This window comes from Streptomyces sp. TRM68367 (genome assembly GCF_014495685.1).
Classification (GTDB): Bacteria; Actinomycetota; Actinomycetes; order Streptomycetales; family Streptomycetaceae; genus Streptomyces.
In genome coordinates this window covers 251,388-268,921 of record NZ_JACTVI010000003.1, presented here as the reverse complement: position 1 = coordinate 268,921, position 17,534 = coordinate 251,388, and the positions used below count along the sequence as shown (strand labels likewise).

Annotated in this window: 16 protein-coding genes and 3 pseudogenes; 5 read left to right on the top strand and 14 right to left on the bottom strand. The window is 70.7% G+C overall.

The window, feature by feature from the left end:
• Window positions 1-438: 438 nt before the first annotated feature.
• The gene (locus H8R17_RS04040; protein ID WP_223124594.1) at window positions 439-1,236 is read left to right on the top strand and encodes a hypothetical protein; all 798 of its coding nucleotides are present in this window, start codon (window positions 439-441) and stop codon (window positions 1,234-1,236) included.
• A 367-nt stretch (window positions 1,237-1,603) separates the two neighbouring features.
• Here the strand turns inward: H8R17_RS04040 and H8R17_RS04035 are convergent, their stop codons facing one another.
• Window positions 1,604-2,017, bottom strand: a complete 414-nt coding sequence (locus H8R17_RS04035) for a MerR family transcriptional regulator (RefSeq protein ID WP_187821715.1) — start codon at window positions 2,015-2,017, stop codon at window positions 1,604-1,606.
• Window positions 2,018-2,426: 409 nt separating this feature from the next.
• Here H8R17_RS04035 and H8R17_RS04030 point away from each other — a divergent pair, with 409 nt between their 5' ends.
• Complete coding sequence (locus H8R17_RS04030) at window positions 2,427-3,947, top strand: SulP family inorganic anion transporter (protein ID WP_187821714.1); 1,521 nt, start codon at window positions 2,427-2,429, stop codon at window positions 3,945-3,947.
• A gap of 136 nt (window positions 3,948-4,083) precedes the next feature.
• On the opposite strand, the gene H8R17_RS04025 is transcribed toward H8R17_RS04030, so the two are convergent.
• From H8R17_RS04025 to H8R17_RS03995, 7 genes are all read right to left on the bottom strand, one after another.
• Entirely contained in the window at window positions 4,084-4,818 is a 735-nt protein-coding gene (locus H8R17_RS04025; RefSeq protein ID WP_187821713.1) for a spermidine synthase, read from the bottom strand.
• A 162-nt stretch (window positions 4,819-4,980) separates the two neighbouring features.
• Window positions 4,981-6,666: a ribonuclease J gene (locus tag H8R17_RS04020; protein WP_187821712.1), complete on the bottom strand. Its 1,686-nt coding sequence runs from the start codon at window positions 6,664-6,666 to the stop codon at window positions 4,981-4,983.
• Between the two features lie 194 nt (window positions 6,667-6,860).
• Window positions 6,861-7,559, bottom strand: coding sequence for a haloacid dehalogenase type II (locus H8R17_RS04015; protein ID WP_187821711.1), 699 nt, complete (start codon window positions 7,557-7,559; stop codon window positions 6,861-6,863).
• Window positions 7,560-7,680: 121 nt separating this feature from the next.
• Window positions 7,681-8,382 (bottom strand): Crp/Fnr family transcriptional regulator, encoded by a 702-nt coding sequence (locus H8R17_RS04010; RefSeq protein ID WP_262504986.1) that lies wholly within the window; start codon window positions 8,380-8,382, stop codon window positions 7,681-7,683.
• Window positions 8,383-8,558: 176 nt separating this feature from the next.
• Window positions 8,559-9,047 carry a hypothetical protein gene (locus H8R17_RS04005; protein ID WP_187821709.1) on the bottom strand — a complete coding sequence of 163 codons (489 nt, stop codon included), beginning with the start codon at window positions 9,045-9,047 and terminating at the stop codon, window positions 8,559-8,561.
• Window positions 9,048-9,361: 314 nt separating this feature from the next.
• A complete protein-coding gene (locus H8R17_RS04000; protein WP_399476220.1) occupies window positions 9,362-9,520 on the bottom strand; it encodes a hypothetical protein in 159 nt (52 codons plus the stop codon).
• Window positions 9,517-9,939: an arsenate reductase ArsC gene (locus H8R17_RS03995; protein ID WP_187821708.1), complete on the bottom strand. Its 423-nt coding sequence runs from the start codon at window positions 9,937-9,939 to the stop codon at window positions 9,517-9,519. Before H8R17_RS03995 ends, H8R17_RS04000 begins: the two co-directional genes overlap by 4 nt.
• Window positions 9,940-10,030: 91 nt before the next feature.
• Here H8R17_RS03995 and H8R17_RS03990 point away from each other — a divergent pair, with 91 nt between their 5' ends.
• The 3 genes and pseudogenes from H8R17_RS03990 to H8R17_RS46325 all read left to right on the top strand — a co-directional run.
• Entirely contained in the window at window positions 10,031-10,339 is a 309-nt protein-coding gene (locus tag H8R17_RS03990; protein ID WP_187821707.1) for a helix-turn-helix transcriptional regulator, read from the top strand.
• On the top strand, window positions 10,336-11,445 hold the full coding sequence (arsB, locus tag H8R17_RS03985; RefSeq protein ID WP_187821706.1) for an ACR3 family arsenite efflux transporter: 1,110 nt from the start codon (window positions 10,336-10,338) through the stop codon (window positions 11,443-11,445). Before H8R17_RS03990 ends, arsB begins: the two co-directional genes overlap by 4 nt.
• A gap of 31 nt (window positions 11,446-11,476) precedes the next feature.
• Window positions 11,477-11,918 (top strand): annotated as a pseudogene (locus tag H8R17_RS46325) (NAD(P)-binding domain-containing protein); the annotation flags it as partial.
• 463 nt (window positions 11,919-12,381) lie between these two features.
• Here the strand turns inward: H8R17_RS46325 and H8R17_RS03975 are convergent.
• The 6 genes and pseudogenes from H8R17_RS03975 to H8R17_RS03950 all read right to left on the bottom strand — a co-directional run bounded on the left by H8R17_RS03975 (window position 12,382) and on the right by H8R17_RS03950 (window position 17,501).
• Window positions 12,382-13,065, bottom strand: coding sequence for an ANTAR domain-containing response regulator (locus H8R17_RS03975; RefSeq protein ID WP_187821705.1), 684 nt, complete (start codon window positions 13,063-13,065; stop codon window positions 12,382-12,384).
• Between the two features lie 226 nt (window positions 13,066-13,291).
• Window positions 13,292-13,387 (bottom strand): annotated as a pseudogene (locus H8R17_RS49070) (histidine kinase); the annotation flags it as partial.
• Between the two features lie 225 nt (window positions 13,388-13,612).
• The gene (locus H8R17_RS03965; RefSeq protein ID WP_187821704.1) at window positions 13,613-14,650 is read right to left on the bottom strand and encodes a rod shape-determining protein; all 1,038 of its coding nucleotides are present in this window, start codon (window positions 14,648-14,650) and stop codon (window positions 13,613-13,615) included.
• Window positions 14,651-14,801: 151 nt separating this feature from the next.
• Entirely contained in the window at window positions 14,802-15,191 is a 390-nt protein-coding gene (locus H8R17_RS03960; RefSeq protein ID WP_187821703.1) for a hypothetical protein, read from the bottom strand.
• A gap of 349 nt (window positions 15,192-15,540) precedes the next feature.
• Window positions 15,541-15,981: pseudogene (locus H8R17_RS03955) on the bottom strand (carboxyl transferase domain-containing protein); the annotation flags it as partial.
• 56 nt (window positions 15,982-16,037) lie between these two features.
• Complete coding sequence (locus H8R17_RS03950; protein WP_187821702.1) at window positions 16,038-17,501, bottom strand: acyl-CoA synthetase; 1,464 nt, start codon at window positions 17,499-17,501, stop codon at window positions 16,038-16,040.
• Between the last annotated feature and the right edge of the window lie 33 nt (window positions 17,502-17,534).

Sequence of the window (17,534 nt, the reverse complement as noted above, 5' to 3'; positions counted from 1 at the left end):
CCTCGCGATCCCGCGCAGTCAACCTGACCGGCCACTTCTTCTGCGAACCCATGACAACAGCCCTGTCTGGCAAAGGGGAAGGAATCTGTCAGACACCAACCTCCCAACCAGACACACCGTAATTAAGCAGCGACACACCACTAGTGCCCCGACAGGCAACGTTTGCCCGTCAAGGAGCGGCGTCCGGTGCGTGCTCTCGGCGTGCCGGCCGGAAGTCCTCGTACTGGATGCACTTGGGCTTTCGGCCGGTGCGGCGAGAGGGCGTGCCGGGCGTCGCGACGGGGCGAACGTTGCCTGCCGGGGCACTAGGTTCGCCCGATGCTGCACTACGCCGTCTGCGCACCCGTGGAGATCCGCACCCTTCCCTCACGTGAGAGTAGAATCTGGCGAGGCCGGCCGCCGTGGGGGCGGCCGTGAAGGAGACGGACGATGGCGGGCGTGAGGAGCTGTCCCTCGTGCGGTGAGAGCGAGGAACTGCGCGGAGAACCGGTCGACGGCGACATCAAGGTGACCTGCCTGGCATGCGACACGCAGTGGATGCGCGGCGGCCTGCGCTGTGCGCACTGCGGTGGCCAGGACATCGTGCACCGGCCGCAGGCCATGACACGCCACTCACGCGGCACTCAGCTGTCCATCATCGGCTGGCGCGAACTGCCGCTGTGCCGGACCTGCGACGCCGACGCGCTGGAGACCTCGATCTCCCAGAACATCCCCGTGCCCAGCGACTACGTCGCCGCCTGCCTCGGTGTCGCCCAGACCCCGGTGGCCCCCGCCGCGCCGCGCCATCAGGCGCCGCCGTCGGACACGTCCGTGCTCAAGCCCGCCCCACCGGCGGCGCCGAAGCCGGCCACCGCCGCGGCGCCGGCGCCCAGGGCCCGCCCCCAGCGGACCCGGCCGAAGGCGGCGCGGGCACCGTCCACGGCGCCCACCGTGCGGCAGGCGATCGCCGCCTTCATGGGCGAAGCCTCCGGCCAGGCCGATGCCACGGCGATGCTCCTGCTCGGCACCCACCTCGGCTCGCACAACCGGCTGAGCGTGCTGGAGGAAGAGGGCGTCGCCGAGCGGCTGGCCGACTGGTGCGACGGGTACTGGGGCGACAACAGCGACCGCGCACGGCGGGCCGTGGGCACCATCTGCCGGGCCGTGGACTTCTGGGGCGCCCGCGGCTGGCTCTCCTCCGACCCGGCCGCCCGCCTGCGCCCGGAGCCGCCCCACCGAGGGGGACCTGTCCAGTGATCCATCGGCGCCCGAACTCTAACCGGACGTAATAGTGGCGGGGCGGGGCCGGACGCAGTCGCCCCGAGGCGGCCTCGGCGACCAGATCCGGGTTGCTCCTGGTGGAGTTGAGGGTGCGCTCGTAGAACTCACACCACTGGTCCCGGTCGCCGACCCAGTAGTGCAGCTCGCGTAGTGCCACGGCAGGCAACGTTTGCCCGTCAAGGAGCGGCGTCCGGTTGCGGCGAGAGGGCGTGCCGGGCGTCGCGACGGGGCGAACGTTGCCTGCCGGGGCACTAGCTAGTTCGCCAACGGAGCGGTCGGCAGGCGGAGCGCGAGGTGGTGCAAGAGATGCCCGGAGCCCGTGCCCCACGATTTCCGGTGCGGTTCACGCGCCGGGGCGGACCCCCGGCGGCAAGCGGCGGCGCAGCGTGGCGGCGAAGTCCTCGGCCATCTCCAGACGGACCCGAAGGGTCTCGCAGCGGGCGTCGGCCACCATGCGGTAGGAGTCGAGCCGTTCGCGCAGCCGCTCCCGCTCCTCGCCCGCGGGCGGGTTGCCGGTGTCGGCGAGCCGGTCGGTGATCTCCAGCAGGTCGCGCATCTCCTCCAGCGAGAAGTCCAGCGGCTTCATGCGGCGGATCACCATCAGCCGCTCGACATCGGACTCCGTGTACAGCCGGAAGCCGCCCTTGCTGCGGGCCGAGGGAATGACGAGGCCGACTTCTTCGTAGTGACGGATGGTGCGCAGCGACAAACCGGTCCGCTCGGCCACCTCGCCGATCTGCATCTGCCGCTCACTCATCGCCGCGCCGTCTCCTTCGGATGTCCGCCGGTTTTCAAAACGTGAAGTGAACCAGTCTACGTGAGAACAATCACAGGATCTTGAGGCCTGTTTACCTGCGTTTCACAAGCCGCAAGTCCCACTCTGCCCTCACGTCAGGGTAGAGTCTCGGTGTGCTCGCCTCCGCCGTCCAGTACTCGGTAGCGGCGGCCTCGCCGTAGCGTCGGGCCCCGACCGGGCCCGTGGCGGCACCCGAAGACTTCCGGGCAATGATGCCCGACCGGCAACCGTCGGGTTGCCGCCCTGTCCGGCACGGCCCCCGCCGAGGCGGCCGGGCCGCCGGAGGGATTCCCCGCCTTCTGTGGAATCACGTACGACGCGCGTGGACGTCCAGCGGTCTGGACGTGTGCGCCCGAACAGAAACGGTTGCATGTCCTCACCGCTGTCCACAGCCCCCAAGCTGCGCGCCCGCTTTTCAAAGAACACAGTCAAGCCCGACTGGCTCGCCTCCCCGAAGGCGCTGCGCACCGAGGTCCTGGCCGGACTGGTCGTCGCCCTGGCCCTGATCCCCGAGGCCATCTCCTTCTCGATCATCGCCGGGGTCGACCCGGCGGTCGGCCTGTTCGCTTCCTTCACGATGGCGGTCGTCATCTCCGTCGTGGGCGGCCGCAAGGCGATGATCTCCGCTGCGACCGGCGCGATCGCGCTGGTCATCGCGCCGCTCAACCGGGAGCACGGGCTCGGCTACCTGATCGCGGCCGTCATCCTCGGCGGCGTCTTCCAGGTGGTCCTTGGCGCGCTCGGCGTGGCCAAGCTCATGCGGTTCATTCCGCGCTCGGTGATGGTCGGCTTCGTCAACGCCCTCGCCATTCTCATCTTCATGGCGCAGGTGCCCGAGTTGCACGACGTGCCCTGGCCGGTCTATCCGCTTGTCGTTGGCGGCCTGGCGCTGATGGTGTTCTTCCCGAAGGTCACCAGGGTGGTCCCGGCGCCCCTGGTCTCCATCATCGTGCTGACGGTGATCACGGTGGCGGCCGGGATCGCCGTCCCCGCCGTCGGTGACAAGGGCGGGCTGCCGTCCTCGCTCCCTGTCCCGGGTCTGCCCGACGTGCCCTTCACCCTGGACACGCTGACCACCATCGCCCCCTACGCGCTCGCCATGGCCCTGGTCGGCCTGATGGAGTCGCTGATGACGGCCAAGCTGGTCGACGACATCACCGACACCCACTCCAACAAGACCCGCGAGTCCATCGGGCAGGGCGTCGCCAACATCATCACCGGCTTCTTCGGCGGCATGGGCGGCTGCGCCATGATCGGCCAGACGATGATCAACGTGAAGGTGTCCGGGGCCCGCACCCGCCTGTCCACCTTCCTGGCGGGCTCGTTCCTGATGGTGCTGTGCATCGTCTTCGGCCCGGTCGTCTCCGACATCCCCATGGCCGCGCTCGTCGCCGTCATGATCATGGTGTCGGTGGCCACCTTCGACTGGCACTCCATCGCCCCGAAGACGCTCAGGCGGATGCCGCTGGGCGAGACCATGGTCATGGCCGTCACCGTCGCCTGCGTGGTCGCCACCCACAACCTCGCCATCGGCGTCGTCGTCGGCTCGATCACCGCGATGGTCATCTTCGCCAAGCGGGTCGCCCACCTCGCCCAGGTCTCCGGCGTCGTCGACCCCGACGGCAACCAGGTCGTCTACGCGGTCACCGGCGAGCTGTTCTTCGCCTCCTCCAACGACCTCGTCTACCAGTTCAACTACAAGGACGACCCGGAGGACGTCGTCATCGACCTGTCCGACGCCCATATCTGGGACGCCTCCTCGGTCGCCGCCCTGGACGCCATCGAGACCAAGTACGCCCAGCGCGGCAAGAAGGTCACCATCATCGGCCTGAACAAGCCCAGCGCGAACATGCACGAGCGCCTCGCCGGCCAGCTGACCGGCAGCCACTGACCGGACCGGCCGCCCTTTCCCGGCCACGGACGTGGCGGGGGAGGACGGCCTCTCCGCGGGCCGGGCCGGGGGACAGTGCCCTGACGCCCGGAGTCCGGTCTGCGTCGAGCAGCACGCCCGTACGGCGCTGGTGTTGTCACGAAACGTGCGTGGCCGCCCTCTTCCTCGCGACGTAGACGGTGTTGGCCGCTGTTCCTCCTTGCAGGGGGTTGTCGAATTCGACGACGTGCGCCTCTGGTTCCGCGAAGACCTGCGCGAGTACGGAGGTGAACTGATCGTCCGGTGGGTCGTTCGACCACAGGGCGAAGACACCATCGGGGTGGAGACGGTCAGCGAGGACACGCAGCCCCGCAGGCCGGTAGAGCGCCGCATGATGTGGATGGAGCACATGCTGTGGCGAGTGGTCGATGTCCAGCAGGATGGCGTGGAAGCGGCGGCCCGGCTCCTCGGGATCCAGACCGCGGGGGTCGCCGGCCATCCTGAAGAAGTCACCCTGCACCAGACGGCAGCGGGGGTCCGAGGACAAGCCCTCGCCCAGGGGCACCAGCCCTCGCTCATGCCACCCGATCACCTCGCCGAGCGCCTCGACCACGATCAGCGAACGGACGCGTACGTCGTCCAATGCCGCCTGAGCGGTGTACCCGAGGCCGAGCCCGCCCACGACCACGTCCAGCTCGCTCTGCGCCGACCGCGCCAGGCCCAGTCGCGCGAGCGCGATCTCGCCCGCTGTGAAGAGGCTGGACATGAGGAACTCGTCGCCGAGCTTGACCTCGTACACATCGTCACCCGATGACGGGTACCGGCGGCGCCGCAGGCTGATGTCTCCCAGAGGTGTCGGGCGCCAGTCGATTTCCTCGAAACGCAGGCTCACAGGATCCCCTTCGTCGCCGGCGTATCGATGCCGGCGAGTTGTGCGCGTCGGACGCAGGCGAGGTGGCCGAGCGGGTGGCTGCCCGGTTTCCCGGGCTCGCGCCCGGCTCCGGTCCGTCTCCCACGTCTCAGAGTTTCAGGCGTCTCAGGCGTCTCAGGCGTCTCAGGCGTCGATGATGACCGGGATGATGAGGGGTTTGCGGCGGTGGGTGCGGAACGCCCAGGAGGCCACGGCGCGGGCGATGAGCTGTTCGAGCTGGTGCGCGTCCCCGACGCCTTCCTCCGCCGCCTTGGCCAGCGTCTTCTCGATCACTGGGACGACCGGCTCGAAGGTGGTGTCGTCGTGGACGAAGCCGCGGGCCAGGAAGTCGGGGACCTCCGCCAGGGCGCCGGTGTCGGCGTCGACGATCGCGACCACCGTGACGACCCCTTCTTCCGCGAGGGTGCGGCGGTCCTTGAGGGAGGCTTCGGTGGCGCCGCCGACCGTCATGCCGTCGACGTACACGTTGCCCGCGGGCACCTTGCCGGTGATGGACGCCCGTCCGTCGACGAGGTCGACGACGACGCCGTCCTCGGCGATGACGACCCGCTCGGGGTCGACCCCGGTACGGATGGCCAGATCGGCGTTGGCCCGCAGGTGCTTGAACTCGCCGTGCACGGGCATGACGTTGCGGGGTCGGACGATGTTGTAGCAGTACACGAGCTCGCCTGCGCTTGCGTGCCCGGAGACGTGCACCTTGGCGTTGCCCTTGTGGACGACGTTCGCGCCCCACCGGGTCAGTCCGTTGATGACGCGGTAGATAGCGCTCTCGTTGCCCGGGATGAGGGAGCTGGCGAGCAGGACGGTGTCGCCCTTGCCGATGCGGATCATGTGGTCGCGGTTGGCCATCCGGGACAGCGCCGCCATCGGTTCGCCCTGGGAGCCGGTGCACACCAGAGTGATCTGGTGGTCGGGCCGCTTCTCCAGTTCCTTGGTGCTGACCACCAGTCCGGGGGGAACCTTCAGGTAGCCGAGATCGCGGGCGATGCCCATGTTGCGGACCATCGAGCGGCCCACGAAGGCGACCTTGCGGCCGTACTGGTGCGCGGCGTCCAGGACCTGCTGGATGCGGTGTACGTGGCTGGCGAAGCTGGAGACGATGACGCGCCGGGGCGCGGTGCGCATCACCTGCTCGATCGCGGGGTTCAGCTCGCGCTCGGAGGTGGTGAAGCCGGGAACCTCGGCGTTGGTGGAGTCGGTGAGGAACAGGTCCACGCCCTCCTCGCCGAGGCGGGCGAAGGCGCGCAGGTCGGTGATGCGGTCGTCCAGCGGGAACTGGTCCATCTTGAAGTCCCCGGTGTGCAGCACCATTCCGGCGCCGGTGCGGATGGCGACCGCGAGACCGTCCGGGATGGAGTGGTTGACCGCCACGAACTCACAGTCGAAGGGGCCGAAACCGCGCCGGTCGCCCTCACGCACGCGCACCGTGCGCGGCCGGATGCCGTGTTCCTTGAGCTTGGCCTCCAGGAACGCCAGTGTCAGCTTCGATCCGACGACGGGAATGTCACGCCGCTCGCGCAACAGATAGGGCACGCCGCCGATGTGGTCCTCGTGGCCGTGGGTCAGCACGATCGCCACGATGTCGTCGAGGCGGTCGCGGATCGAGGTGAAGTCCGGAAGGATCACATCCACCCCGGGCTGGTGCTCCTCCGGGAACAGCACGCCGCAGTCGACGATGAGCAGCTTGCCCGCGTGCTCGAAGACGGTCATGTTGCGGCCGATCTCACCCAGACCACCGAGGGCGACGACCCTCAGCCCTCCCTCGGGCAGAGGCGGAGCGGCTTTCAACTCTGGATGCGGATGACTCATACCTTGACGCTACCGGAGGCTCGCACGCGGTGATCCATTACGGCCCAGTGTTCTTCTCAATGATCCGGCGCTCGCTGCGATCGAGGCTGGGACGCGGCTCACACTACGACGAGCGGACAGCGAGCCCTGTGCTCCGGTCCGCGGTGCGGCGGTCGTACACGGACGATGCCGGATACCCCCTCGGGACTCGGGTGTCAGGTCTGGGCAGCGATCAGGACGTCGGCGAGCTCCCGCACGTCCTGCGCGGTGCAGGTCGGCTGGGACATGGCCTGTGGGTAGGCGCCCGTGCCGCGCCGCAGCCAGGCGCCGCCCAGCCCCGCGCGCAGCGCGCCATCGACATCCCAGGGGTGTACGGCGACCAGCAGCGCCTGCTCCGGACGTACCCCGACCTCCTTGACAGCGTACCGGTATGCGGCCGAGGCGGGCTTCCAGCACCGCGGACCGGTCACGTCCAGCAGCGCCTCGAAATCGTCCAGCAGGTCGGCCTTCGCGAGCAGCCGCTCGGTCAGCGCGGCGCTGCCGTTGGTCATCGTCACCAGCCGGAACCCGGCACTGCTCAACCGCCGTACGCCGTCCGGGACATCGGGGTGCACGTCGAGGTGGGCGAAGCCGTCCACGATGTGCCGGACCGCGGTTTCCACGTCGCCGCCCCACTCCTCCACGCCGGGCAGCAGGGCCCGCAGCCCGTCCGCGGCGACGGATGCGAAGTCCGCGTACGCCCCGGCGGCCGTCAGCGCGAACCCGTCCCGCAGCACCCCGGCGAACCACCTGGGCATGAGATCCCCCGGTGCGCCGACTTCCTCGAAGCGGGTCCGCAGCGGAGTGAGGTCACTGAGCGTCTCGTTCACGTCGAAGACCAGGACCCGCTGATCCGGGTGGCCGTTGTCGGACATGTCTTCCTCCCGCCGTACGTGGGCCGGCCGCCTCATGCGGTCGGCGTCCTACCAGCAGACAGGCAGGTACGTCATCCCGCGAGCGGGTGCGCTGCCGAGCCTGGACCCTGGGGTGGTGGCGTCAGCCGGTGTGGTCGGCTAGGCGGTCCGGGGCGAGGACGGTGATGCGGCCCCGGGCGAGGCGGATCAGGTTCTGGCCGGCGAAGTCCCGCAGCACCTTGGTGGTGGTCTCGCGGGAGGTGCCGGCGAGGGCGGCGATCTGCTGGTGGGTGAGCGCGATCTGCGGGCTGCGGGCCCCGAGGACGCGGGGCCGGGTCTCGGCGGCGAGGGTGAGCAGCGTGGTCGCGATGCGCTGGGGCACGGACTTGAACACACTGTCGGACAGGCGCTGTTCGAGGTCGGTCAGGCGGCGGCCGAGGATCTCGGTGATGCGTGCGGAGATCCGGGCGTCCGAGAGCAGGAAGCGGTGGACGTCGGTGCGGCTCATGACGCAGACGGTGACGTCGTCGAGGGCTTCGGCGAAGTTGTCGTACATGCGCTGCCCGAGCAGTACCATCTCGCCGAAGATGGTGCCGGGGCTGATGATCGCGCAGGTCAGGGCGCGGCCGTCGGCGGAGACCCGGAAGATGCGGATCCGGCCCCGTTTGAGGATGAACAGCACCTCGGAGGGCTGGGACGGCGAGTACAGCAGTTCGCCGGCGCTGTAGGTCTTCATGGGCGCGGCGGCGGCGATGGCGTCCATCTCCGCCGGGGTGAGGTCGCGGAAGATGTCGACCTCGGAGATGCACCAGGTCTTCTCGGCGTCGTCCCCTGCGTGGTTCATGTGGTGTGGTTCCTCGCGTCGTCCCGGTGCCCAGGGCGGGGGCGCGGCGCCCCACACCGGGGCGGCCAGCGCGCCCGCGCCGCTGGTCAGACAGTAGTCGTCCGGGGCACCGAGGAGAGGTTTGGCGCCCCGGAGTGGTGAGCCGGGACCAGGTGTGGACGGCTTTGGCGGCGGTGTCATGCCGTCGTCCGGTCATCGCTGCGCCCGCCTGCCAGTTGGGCGATGCAGAAGAAGGCGAGTCCGGCCAGGAGGCCGAAGACGAGGTGGCCGCCGAGGCTGGAGCTGGTGACGTCGTTCCATTCGAAGACCGGCATGCCCATGTTGGCCGGCATGATCCACAGGGCGCCGAGGAACCACCACAGCGCGCCGTAGGCCAGGCCGAGGACGATGGCCGGGGCGACGCGCTGCGCGAACTGCCCGAGCAGCACGCCGAATCCGGTGCCCGCGAAGAGGGCGATGGACAGGTGAAGCAGCCAGCCGACGACGGCGTTGGTGGAGCCGAGGAGCCCGGCGACCATGGTGATCATCGCGGTGTCCATGATCGGCCGGGACACCGACATCCAGATGCCGAACCCGATGCCGCCGACCAGTCCGGCGGCGGCGCCCCAGACGGCGTGGACCGGGATCGCGGCCGTCCTGGGGGAGAGGTGTGCCGTGGTGACCATGGTGATCATCCCATCCGGTGGGGTCGCTCTGCCCGCTTTCAGCACTGACGCTAGGTCGCGTGGTGCGGCAGGTATGTGAGCGCCCTTACCTACGCACCGGTAGCTCTGCTGCCGGTGGCCTCGGGTGTGCGTGCGGCGAGGAGCAGGGCGTAGCCGACCGGGCGTCGGAGATGCAGGCGATGCGGGGCCCGAGGCCGGTGAACTCGGGCGGGAGCCGGGCGGGGTCGACGGTGACGTCGGCGATGCCGAGCCGGCCGCCGGGCCGCAGGACGTGGGCGGAGGCGTGCTGCAGGGTGTCGTCGCGCTCCGCCCCCTCACCCGCCGTCGGCGGAGCCGGCAGCCGACTGCGAGCCGCCGGCGAAGACGGCGCCGCCGAAGACGAGCGGCTTGAGCTGGGCGCGGGAGGTGCAGAGGGCGGCGGTGTGTCCGGCGGGGCCGGAGCCGATGAGGTTGGCGTTGCGGATCTCACTCACGCGGTGGTCTCCGGCCTCTGTGGGGCGATCTCCTCGATCAGGCCCTCGACCATCGTCTTGATCTCGTCACGGATGGGGCGTACGGCATCGACGCCCTGCCCGGCCGGGTCGTCCAGCTGCCAGTCCAGGTACCGCTTGCCCGGGAAGACCGGGCAGGTGTCGCCGCAGCCCATGGTGATGCAGACGTCGGACTCCTTGACCGCGTCCACGGTCAGCATCTTCGGCACCTCGGCGGAGATGTCGATGCCGACCTCACGCATGGCCTCGACGGCGGCCGGGTTGACGTGCTCGCCCGGGTTGGAGCCGGCGGAACGGACCTCGACGCGGTCCCCGGCCAGGTGGGTCAGCCACGCCGCGGCCATCTGGGAACGGCCGGCGTTGTGGACACAGACGAAGAGCACGGAGGGCTTGTCGGGCATCAGAGGTCTCTCTTGTCTCACGACGGCATCAGGTGCGAATGACTTCAGCATCTGGTGGTGTCAGCCACCACTGATGTGAGAGTATCAGTCCATGATGACGTCAGTCGACACTGACCTGATCCGGGTGCTGGCCGACCCGCTCAGGCTCCAGATCGTGACCCTGCTGGCCAAAGAGACGCTGTGCACCACCCACCTGGTGGAGGAGACCGGCGCTCGGCAGACCAACCTCTCCAACCACCTGAGAGTGCTGCGCCAGGCCGGGGTCGTCGAGACGGAGCCGTGCGGCCGCTACACGTACTACAAGGTGCGCCCGGACGTCATCGCCCAGCTCGCCGGTCAGTTCGCCGACCTGGCCGAGTCCGCCCGGACCGCCGCCGACAACAAGAGGGCCTGCCCGTGACCCGCACCGAAGCATCCGCGACCGCCGAGGAGTCCTCGGTCGTCGCGAAGCTGTCGACGCTCGACCGTTTCCTCGCCGTCTGGATCCTTGCCGCCATGGCCGTCGGCCTCGGCCTCGGCAGGGTCGTCCCCGGCCTGAACGACGCCCTCGCGAAGGTCGAGACCGGCGGCATCTCCCTGCCGATCGCCGCCGGCCTGCTGATCATGATGTACCCGGTCCTGGCCAAGGTTCGCTACGACAAGCTCGACGCCGTCACCGGCGACAAGAGGCTGATGGTCTCGTCGCTGGTCATCAACTGGGTCTTGGGCCCGGCGGTGATGTTCGCGCTGGCGTGGATCTTCCTGCCGGACCTGCCCGAGTACCGCACCGGCCTGATCATCGTCGGCCTGGCCCGCTGTATCGCCATGGTCATCATCTGGAACGACCTCGCCTGCGGCGACCGCGAGGCCGCCGCCGTCCTGGTGGCGCTGAACTCGGTCTTCCAGGTCCTGGCCTTCGGCCTGCTCGGCTGGTTCTACCTCGACCTGCTGCCCGGCTGGCTGAACCTGGGCGACGGCGAGCACCTCGACATCTCCATGTGGAAGATCGCCCTGAACGTCGTCATCTTCCTCGGCATCCCGCTGCTGGCCGGGTTCCTCACCCGCCGCATCGGCGAGCAGAAACTCGGCAGGGAGAGGTACGAGTCCAACTTCCTTCCGAAGATCGGCCCTTGGGCGCTGTACGGCCTGCTCTTCACGATCGTCATCCTCTTCGCCCTGCAGGGGAAGACGATCACCTCCCAGCCGCTGGACGTGGCCCGCATCGCGCTGCCGCTGCTGGTCTACTTCGCGCTGATGTGGTTCGGCACCTTCGCCCTCGGCAAGGCGATCGGCCTCGCGTACGACCGCACCGCCACGCTCGCCTTCACTGCCGCCGGCAACAACTTCGAGCTGGCCATCGCGGTCGCCATCGCCACCTTCGGCGTCACCTCCGGCCAGGCCCTCTCCGGTGTGGTCGGCCCGCTCATCGAGGTCCCGGTGCTGGTCGCCCTCGTCTACGTCTCGCTCGCCTGGCGGCGGAAGTTCACCGCCGCCCAGCAGCTGACGGCAGCACCGCAGGAGAGCTGATGCACTGTATGGACCGCGACGGCATCGTGGCATGCTGCCCGCTGACGCCGAGCGCCATCCGGACCTCGTGAGTGCCCAGCGCACGCAGGTAATGGTCGTCGGTGGCGGCCAGGCAGGGCTACCACCTGCGCCGCCTCGGTGTGGACTTCGTCATCCTCGACGCACAGTCCACTCCGGGCGGCGCCTGGCAGCACGCCTGGGACTCCCTTGTTCTCCGGCCGCGTACTCGTCCCTGTCCGGGCGGATCTGCCGCCGCAGAACGGGCAGGTGTACCGGACGCGGCGGTCGTGGCACCTGGCGTGCCGGGGCGGTGATCAGCGCCACCGGCGCCTGGTGGCGGCCCTTCATCCCGGCCGTCCCCGGGCGGCCCTCAGCTCCACACCGTGGAGTACCGCAGCCCGCGGGACTTCACCGGTCGGCGCGTCATCGTGGTCGGCGGCGGCAACTCCGGCGCGCAGGTCGCCGCCGACCTTGGCGATCATCTGGTGCACCGGCTTCCGTCCGGCTGTGTCTCATCTGGCCCCGCTCCAACTGCGTGGCCGACGCGGCCACATCGGTGGAGGTCGGTCCCCACGGCTTGGCCCGGTGCGGCTTCGGCGGCCTGGGACTCCGGAACATTGACCCATCTTTCTGCCATGGGAATGCACCATGGCTTGGGTCGTTTCCGCTCCTACGGTCGAGGCATGTTGCGTCCTGAAGGCTGGACCGAGCCTGCGGGTGGAAGTCCCGCCCGGGTAGGCACCGGAGCGCCCGGTAGCAGGCCCCAGCTCGTCGGAGAGATCCGGCGGGCCGAGCGGGGTGTCAAGAGCTTCCCTCGGACGGGTCCTCGCTGGACGCGTCCGGCCCTTCCCCCGGACGGCACGGTCCGGGGGTAGGGGCAGACAGGTCGGCAGTTCCGCGTCCGTCCCGGCGGCGAGGCCAGTCCTGGCGGCCGCGTCAGTCCTGCCGACGGCGGAAGACGGCCGTGCGCAGAGCCGTGCGGACCTCGGCCGGTGGAGGCGGGCCGTCGGTCTCGGCGCTGGCGGTGACCGCCGCGGCGACCGTGCGCAGCTTGGTGTTGGAGAGCTGGGAAGTCTCCCGCAGGATGTGCCAGGCCTCCTCGGAGGTGCAGGCGTGGGTGGCCATCAGGATGCCGCGCGCCTGGTCGATCACCGGGCGGGAGGCGATCGCCTGGCGGAGCTGGTCGACCTCCTCCTTCAGGACGTGCAGCTTTTCCGCGCGTTCCAGGGCCACGGCGGAGGGAGCCGGCGGGTCGGGCTCCGGGCACTCGGCCGCCGAGCGTAGGGGATCGGTGGTGTCCAGGCCGGCGAGCTCCAGGATGCGGCGCGGCTGGCCGTTCCAGTTCGTGGCCGTGACCGGCATCGACCGCCGGTCACGGTATGCGCCGAGGACGTCCAGGAACTCCAGCGCAGCCGTGTCCATGAAGGTCACTCGGGCCATGTCCAGGTCGACCCGGCGCGTGCCGTCCGGCAGCTCGGCCAGGGCCTCGGCGAGGGTGTCCGCACAGCCGTGGACGAGTTCTCCCCGTGGGGTGAGCAGGGACCGGTGTGCGTCCGTGTGGCCCTCGATGACCAGGGTGTTGAGCATTTCTGCCAGAGGTGGTGCTGCCCGTGAGGTCATGTCACCGCCTTGTCCGTCCGTGTGTCCTTGCCTGTCCTTGTCGGTGCCGTGATCCCCGTCCCTCCCCATGCGCCTGCCCGTCACACTGGGGGCTACACACGTCGAGCCGATGCTCCCGGGGCCGGTTCCGGTTCACACCGGCGACTGCCACATCACCGTCGTACCGCCACGGCCGCCGCCACCGCAACCGCCGCCTGCGCCCCGTACCGCCGTCCCCGTCGGTCTCCCCGTCGTCGAACAGCCGCTGGACGACCAGGTCGTGCAGGTCGCGGGCGATGCGGTCGCGGTCCTCGGGCACCGCGAGACGCTCCTGGCGTTGCCGATCGCGATGCCGGCCCGGTTGGCGAGTACGCGCAGCAGACGCTCGTCCTCGGCGGTGAACGGGCGGCGGCGGCCGGCCGGACACGGCTCGCCGAACTCCTCGTCGCCCACGCGGATCGGCACGCGCAGGCCACCCGCTGACGGGGGCACGAGGCCCGGGGTACGGATCCTGGTGAGCCCGTCCTGACCGGGGGCGGCGGTGCCGGACACACGCGTGACGGGGCGCTCAGGTCGCCAGCGGATCCAGCACCATCGGCTCGATCTTGCCCTCCAGCATGTAGCCGAGTCCCTGCACGGCGCACACGCCGGGCTGTTCGGCGATGTGCACCGGCATACCGGTGGCCTGCCGCAGCATCTGGTCGAAGCCGGGCAGCAGCGCGCTGCCGCCGACCATCATGATCCCGCGGTCGGCGAGGTCGGCGACCAGGTCGGGCGGGCAGTCGCGGAGCACCTTGCCGATGCCGTCGAGGACGGCGGTGAGCGGCGTCTGGATGGCGTCCCGTACGGCGGCGGTGTCGACCCGCACCGAGCGGGCGAGGCCGGTGGCGACGTCCCGCCCGTGGATCTCCGTCGACGACGGCCCGTGCGGGGTGAGCCCGTTGCCGGACAGGGCGAGCTGCAACGGCCGTACGGACTGGCTGGGCAGCATCAGCTCGTGCTGGTGCCGCAGGTGCTGCACGATCGCGTGGTCCACGGCCTCCCCACCGACCGGAATGCGCTCGGCGGTGACGATGGAGCCCAGTGACAGCACGGCGACCTGGGTGGCCGCCGCCCCGCACACCAGGACCATGGTGGCTTCGGGCTGCTCCACGGGCAGTCCGCAGCCGACGGCGGCGGCGATGAGGGTGTCGACCAGTTCCACGCGCCGCGCGCCGAGGCCGACGAGGGTCTCGATGGCGGCGCGCTGGGCCAGCGGGTCGGCGTCGTGCGGGGTGCAGGCGGCGGCGCGCAGGAACGGCTTACGGCGCAGCGTGCGGCGGATCTTGTCGCCGAGCAGGTGCCGCAGCATGCGCTGGGCCATCTCGATGTCGACGACCGTGCCGCCGGAGACCGGCCGCACGACCCGGATGTAGTGCGGCGTACGGCCCGTCATCTTCTCCGCGAACTCGCCGACTGCGATCAGCGCGCCGGTGCGGGTGTTCACGGCGGCGGTGGAGGGCTGGTCGACGGCGAGCCCGGAGCCCTTCACATAGACGCGGGTACGGGCCGCGCCCAGGTCGACGGCGAAGTGGCAGCGGCGCAACTGCTCCAGACTGGCGGTCACGGCAGATCCTCCCGAGTGCGCGGACCGTGCGGGCCGCGCCGGGTGGCGGGCCTTATTGGCATCGTGCGCGGGGGCGGGGGCGGGCGCCTTTTGTGAGGGGCCGGGTGGGGTGCCGCTGAATGGGGGGATTTGTGTGCTGCGCGGGATGTGTTCACTCGTGTTCGACGGCGGAGAGGAGTGGGGCCAGGGACTCCACCGTCACCGCGCATCCCGTCGTCCGACGGAACATCGCCGCGTGCTGCGGGCTCCGGGCGTACCCGATGGCGGGCAGGCCGATGGCGCGGGCCGCGGTCAGCTCGGCGACGGAGGAGGCGATCAGCACGGCGTGCTCGGGAGGGGTAGTGGCCCGGTATTCGGCGAGCGTCCCCTCGTCGTAGCGCTTCGGGAAGCCGTAGGCGAGGAGCCGGCGCGGTGGGTCGCCGTACGCCTCGGACGGGGTCGCGAACTCGGCGGGCGCCCGCTCCACGCAGTGGTCCAGCTCCAGTACGACGATGTCGCCTGGGTCGGTCGCGCGGCCTGCCCAGCCGCCGTGCCGCACCACGCGGGCCGGAATCTCCGCACCACGCGGGCCGGAATCTCCGCCCCGCCCCCGGCGAAATCGGGCGCGAAGGTCACACCGACCGGATGCGTGTCACTGCGCGCCACCACATGGGCGCAGGTCAGCACATGGCGTGCGCTGACCAGGAACCCGGCCCCCAGCTCGTGGCCGCAGCTGATCCGGGCCTGCCAGGACGCGCTGCTCATGATTCCGGGGCGGTCGCCTCCGCGGTGAGCCGCACCCCGAACTCGACGAACACCATTGTGATGCACGAGGTTTGGTGATGTCCCAGGGTTCGTCCGGGCGAGTGCGGCGGGCCGCGGCCCGCAGATCCGCTCCGCCGGGCCGTCCGTCAGACAACGCCCCGTACGACCCCCAGCTCCACCAAGTCCTGGGGGCGCAGCCGCAGTTGGTCAGCCGTCACCCCCACCTCCTCCGGCGGGCGCTTGAGGATCGCCGCCGCCGGTTCGGGCGCGATGACGGAAAAGTAACTATCCGGTGTGGCCCAGGTGTTGCCGGGCGCGGCCAGTGCCAGCGCGCCGCCGGAGCCGCCCTCGCCGATGAGCAGCGTGGTGACCGGCGTGCGGGCGGCGGCCACGGCGGCGAACAGGTCCGCGATCGCGGCGCCCACGCCCTGCCGTTCCGCCTCCTCGTCGTTCGCCGCGCCGGGCGTGTCCACCAGCGTCAGCACCGGGATCCCGAGCCGGCCGGCGAGCCGGATCAGGCGGGCGGCGGTGCGGTAGCCGGCCGGACGGGTCGCCGTCCCGGTCTGCGCGGCGTACGCGACCCTGCGGCAGTTCGGTGAAGCCGTCGGTGACGAGGGCGAGGGTCTCGCGAGCCGACCGGCGGTCAGCCATGGGCCAGGGCCCGTTTCATGATCTTCCCCATCTCGTTGCGGGGCAGGGCGTCGAGGTGGTGGACGACGCGGGGCCGCTTGTGCGGGGCGAGGCGACGGGCGACGTGGCCTGCAAGGTCCTCCAGGCCGGGCGGGGCCTGCGGGTCCGCGGGGACGATCCATGCCACGATCCGCTCGCCCAGGTCGGCGTCCGGCTCCCCGGTGACGGCCGCCTCCCGCACCCCTGGGTGTTCGAGCAGCGCGTTCTCGATCTCCCCGGCCCCGATCTTGTAACCCCCGCTCTTGATCAGGTCGGTGGCCTTGCGGCCGACGATGCGGACGTAGCCGTCCGCGTCGCGCACCGCCATGTCGCCGGTGCGGAACCAGCCGTCCTCGGTGAACGCGGCGGCCGTGGCGTCGGGGCGGCCCAGGTACTCGGTGAACAGGTTCGGGCCGCGCACCTGGATCTCGCCCACGGTTTCCCCGTCGTACGACGTGACCTCCGACCCGTCCTCCTCCACCAGCCGCAGTTCCACGCCCGGCAGCGGAACGCCCACCGTCCCCGCCCGCGCCTCCCCGTCCGCGCGGACGCTGGTGTTCATCAGCGTCTCCGTCATGCCGTACCGCTCGACGACCCGGCGGCCGGTCGCGGCGGCGATCCGCTCGTGGTCGTGCACGGGCAGCGCGGCGGAGCCGGACACCAGCAGCCGGGCCCCGGCCAGCGCCTTGACCAGCTCCGGCTCGGCGGGCAGGGCTTCGGCGATGCGGTGGTACATCGTCGGTACGCCGAACAGCATCGTCGCGCCGGCGTTCAGTTCGCGGGCGACTGACTCCGTGGCGAAGCGGCCCAGGTGCCGTACGCAGCCGCCGCGCCGCAGCGGGCCCAGGGTGCCCAGGACGAGGCCGTGCACATGGAACAGCGGCAGCCCGTGCACGAGCACGTCGTCGCCGGTCCACTGCCAGGCCTCGGCGAGCGCGTCCAGGGTCGTGGCGAGCGCCCGGCGCGGGATGACGGCGCCCTTGGGCGGGCCGGTGGTGCCGGAGGTGTAGACGATCAGGGCCGGGTCCTCGTCGGTCGTACGGTCCTCGGGGACCGTGCCGGTGCCGTGCACATCGACCTCGACGCGCGCAAAGCCGCCCACGGGGGAGGGGAGTTCGAGGCCCGGTTCGGCCAGCAGCAGGTCGGGAGCGCTGTCGGCCAGGATGTGCCCCAGCTCCTTCTCGCCGGACTTCGGGTTCAGCGGTACGGCGGGCACCCCGGCCAGCAGCGCGGCCACCACGGCGACGGCGGTCTCCATCGTCGGGGTCGCCCATACGGCCACGCGGCGGGCGCCCGCGACACGGACCGCCAGCGCGCCCGCCGCGGCGCCGAGCTCCGGGTACGTCAGGGAGCGGTCGCCGAAGCGGAGGGCGGGCCGGTCGGCCGGGGTGCCGCGCTCGGCCGGGGTGCCGGTCAGGGCCGGGAAGAGAGGGGACACGCGTCGTAACTCCTTAGTTGTTGCTGACTGTCG

What these genes read in the sequence shown, in the direction of transcription:
- H8R17_RS04010 (WP_262504986.1), bottom strand. Translation starts at nt 8,382, where the DNA reads ATGAACCACGCAGGGGACGACGCCGAGAAGACCTGGTGCATCTCCGAG.
- H8R17_RS03990 (WP_187821707.1), top strand. Translation starts at nt 10,031, where the DNA reads ATGATGACGTCAGTCGACACTGACCTGATCCGGGTGCTGGCCGACCCG.
- H8R17_RS04015 (WP_187821711.1), bottom strand. Translation starts at nt 7,559, where the DNA reads ATGTCCGACAACGGCCACCCGGATCAGCGGGTCCTGGTCTTCGACGTG.
- H8R17_RS04035 (WP_187821715.1), bottom strand. Translation starts at nt 2,017, where the DNA reads ATGAGTGAGCGGCAGATGCAGATCGGCGAGGTGGCCGAGCGGACCGGT.
- H8R17_RS03975 (WP_187821705.1), bottom strand. Translation starts at nt 13,065, where the DNA reads ATGACCTCACGGGCAGCACCACCTCTGGCAGAAATGCTCAACACCCTG.
- H8R17_RS04030 (WP_187821714.1), top strand. Translation starts at nt 2,427, where the DNA reads ATGTCCTCACCGCTGTCCACAGCCCCCAAGCTGCGCGCCCGCTTTTCA.
- H8R17_RS03995 (WP_187821708.1), bottom strand. Translation starts at nt 9,939, where the DNA reads ATGCCCGACAAGCCCTCCGTGCTCTTCGTCTGTGTCCACAACGCCGGC.
- H8R17_RS04005 (WP_187821709.1), bottom strand. Translation starts at nt 9,047, where the DNA reads ATGGTCACCACGGCACACCTCTCCCCCAGGACGGCCGCGATCCCGGTC.
- H8R17_RS04020 (WP_187821712.1), bottom strand. Translation starts at nt 6,666, where the DNA reads ATGAGTCATCCGCATCCAGAGTTGAAAGCCGCTCCGCCTCTGCCCGAG.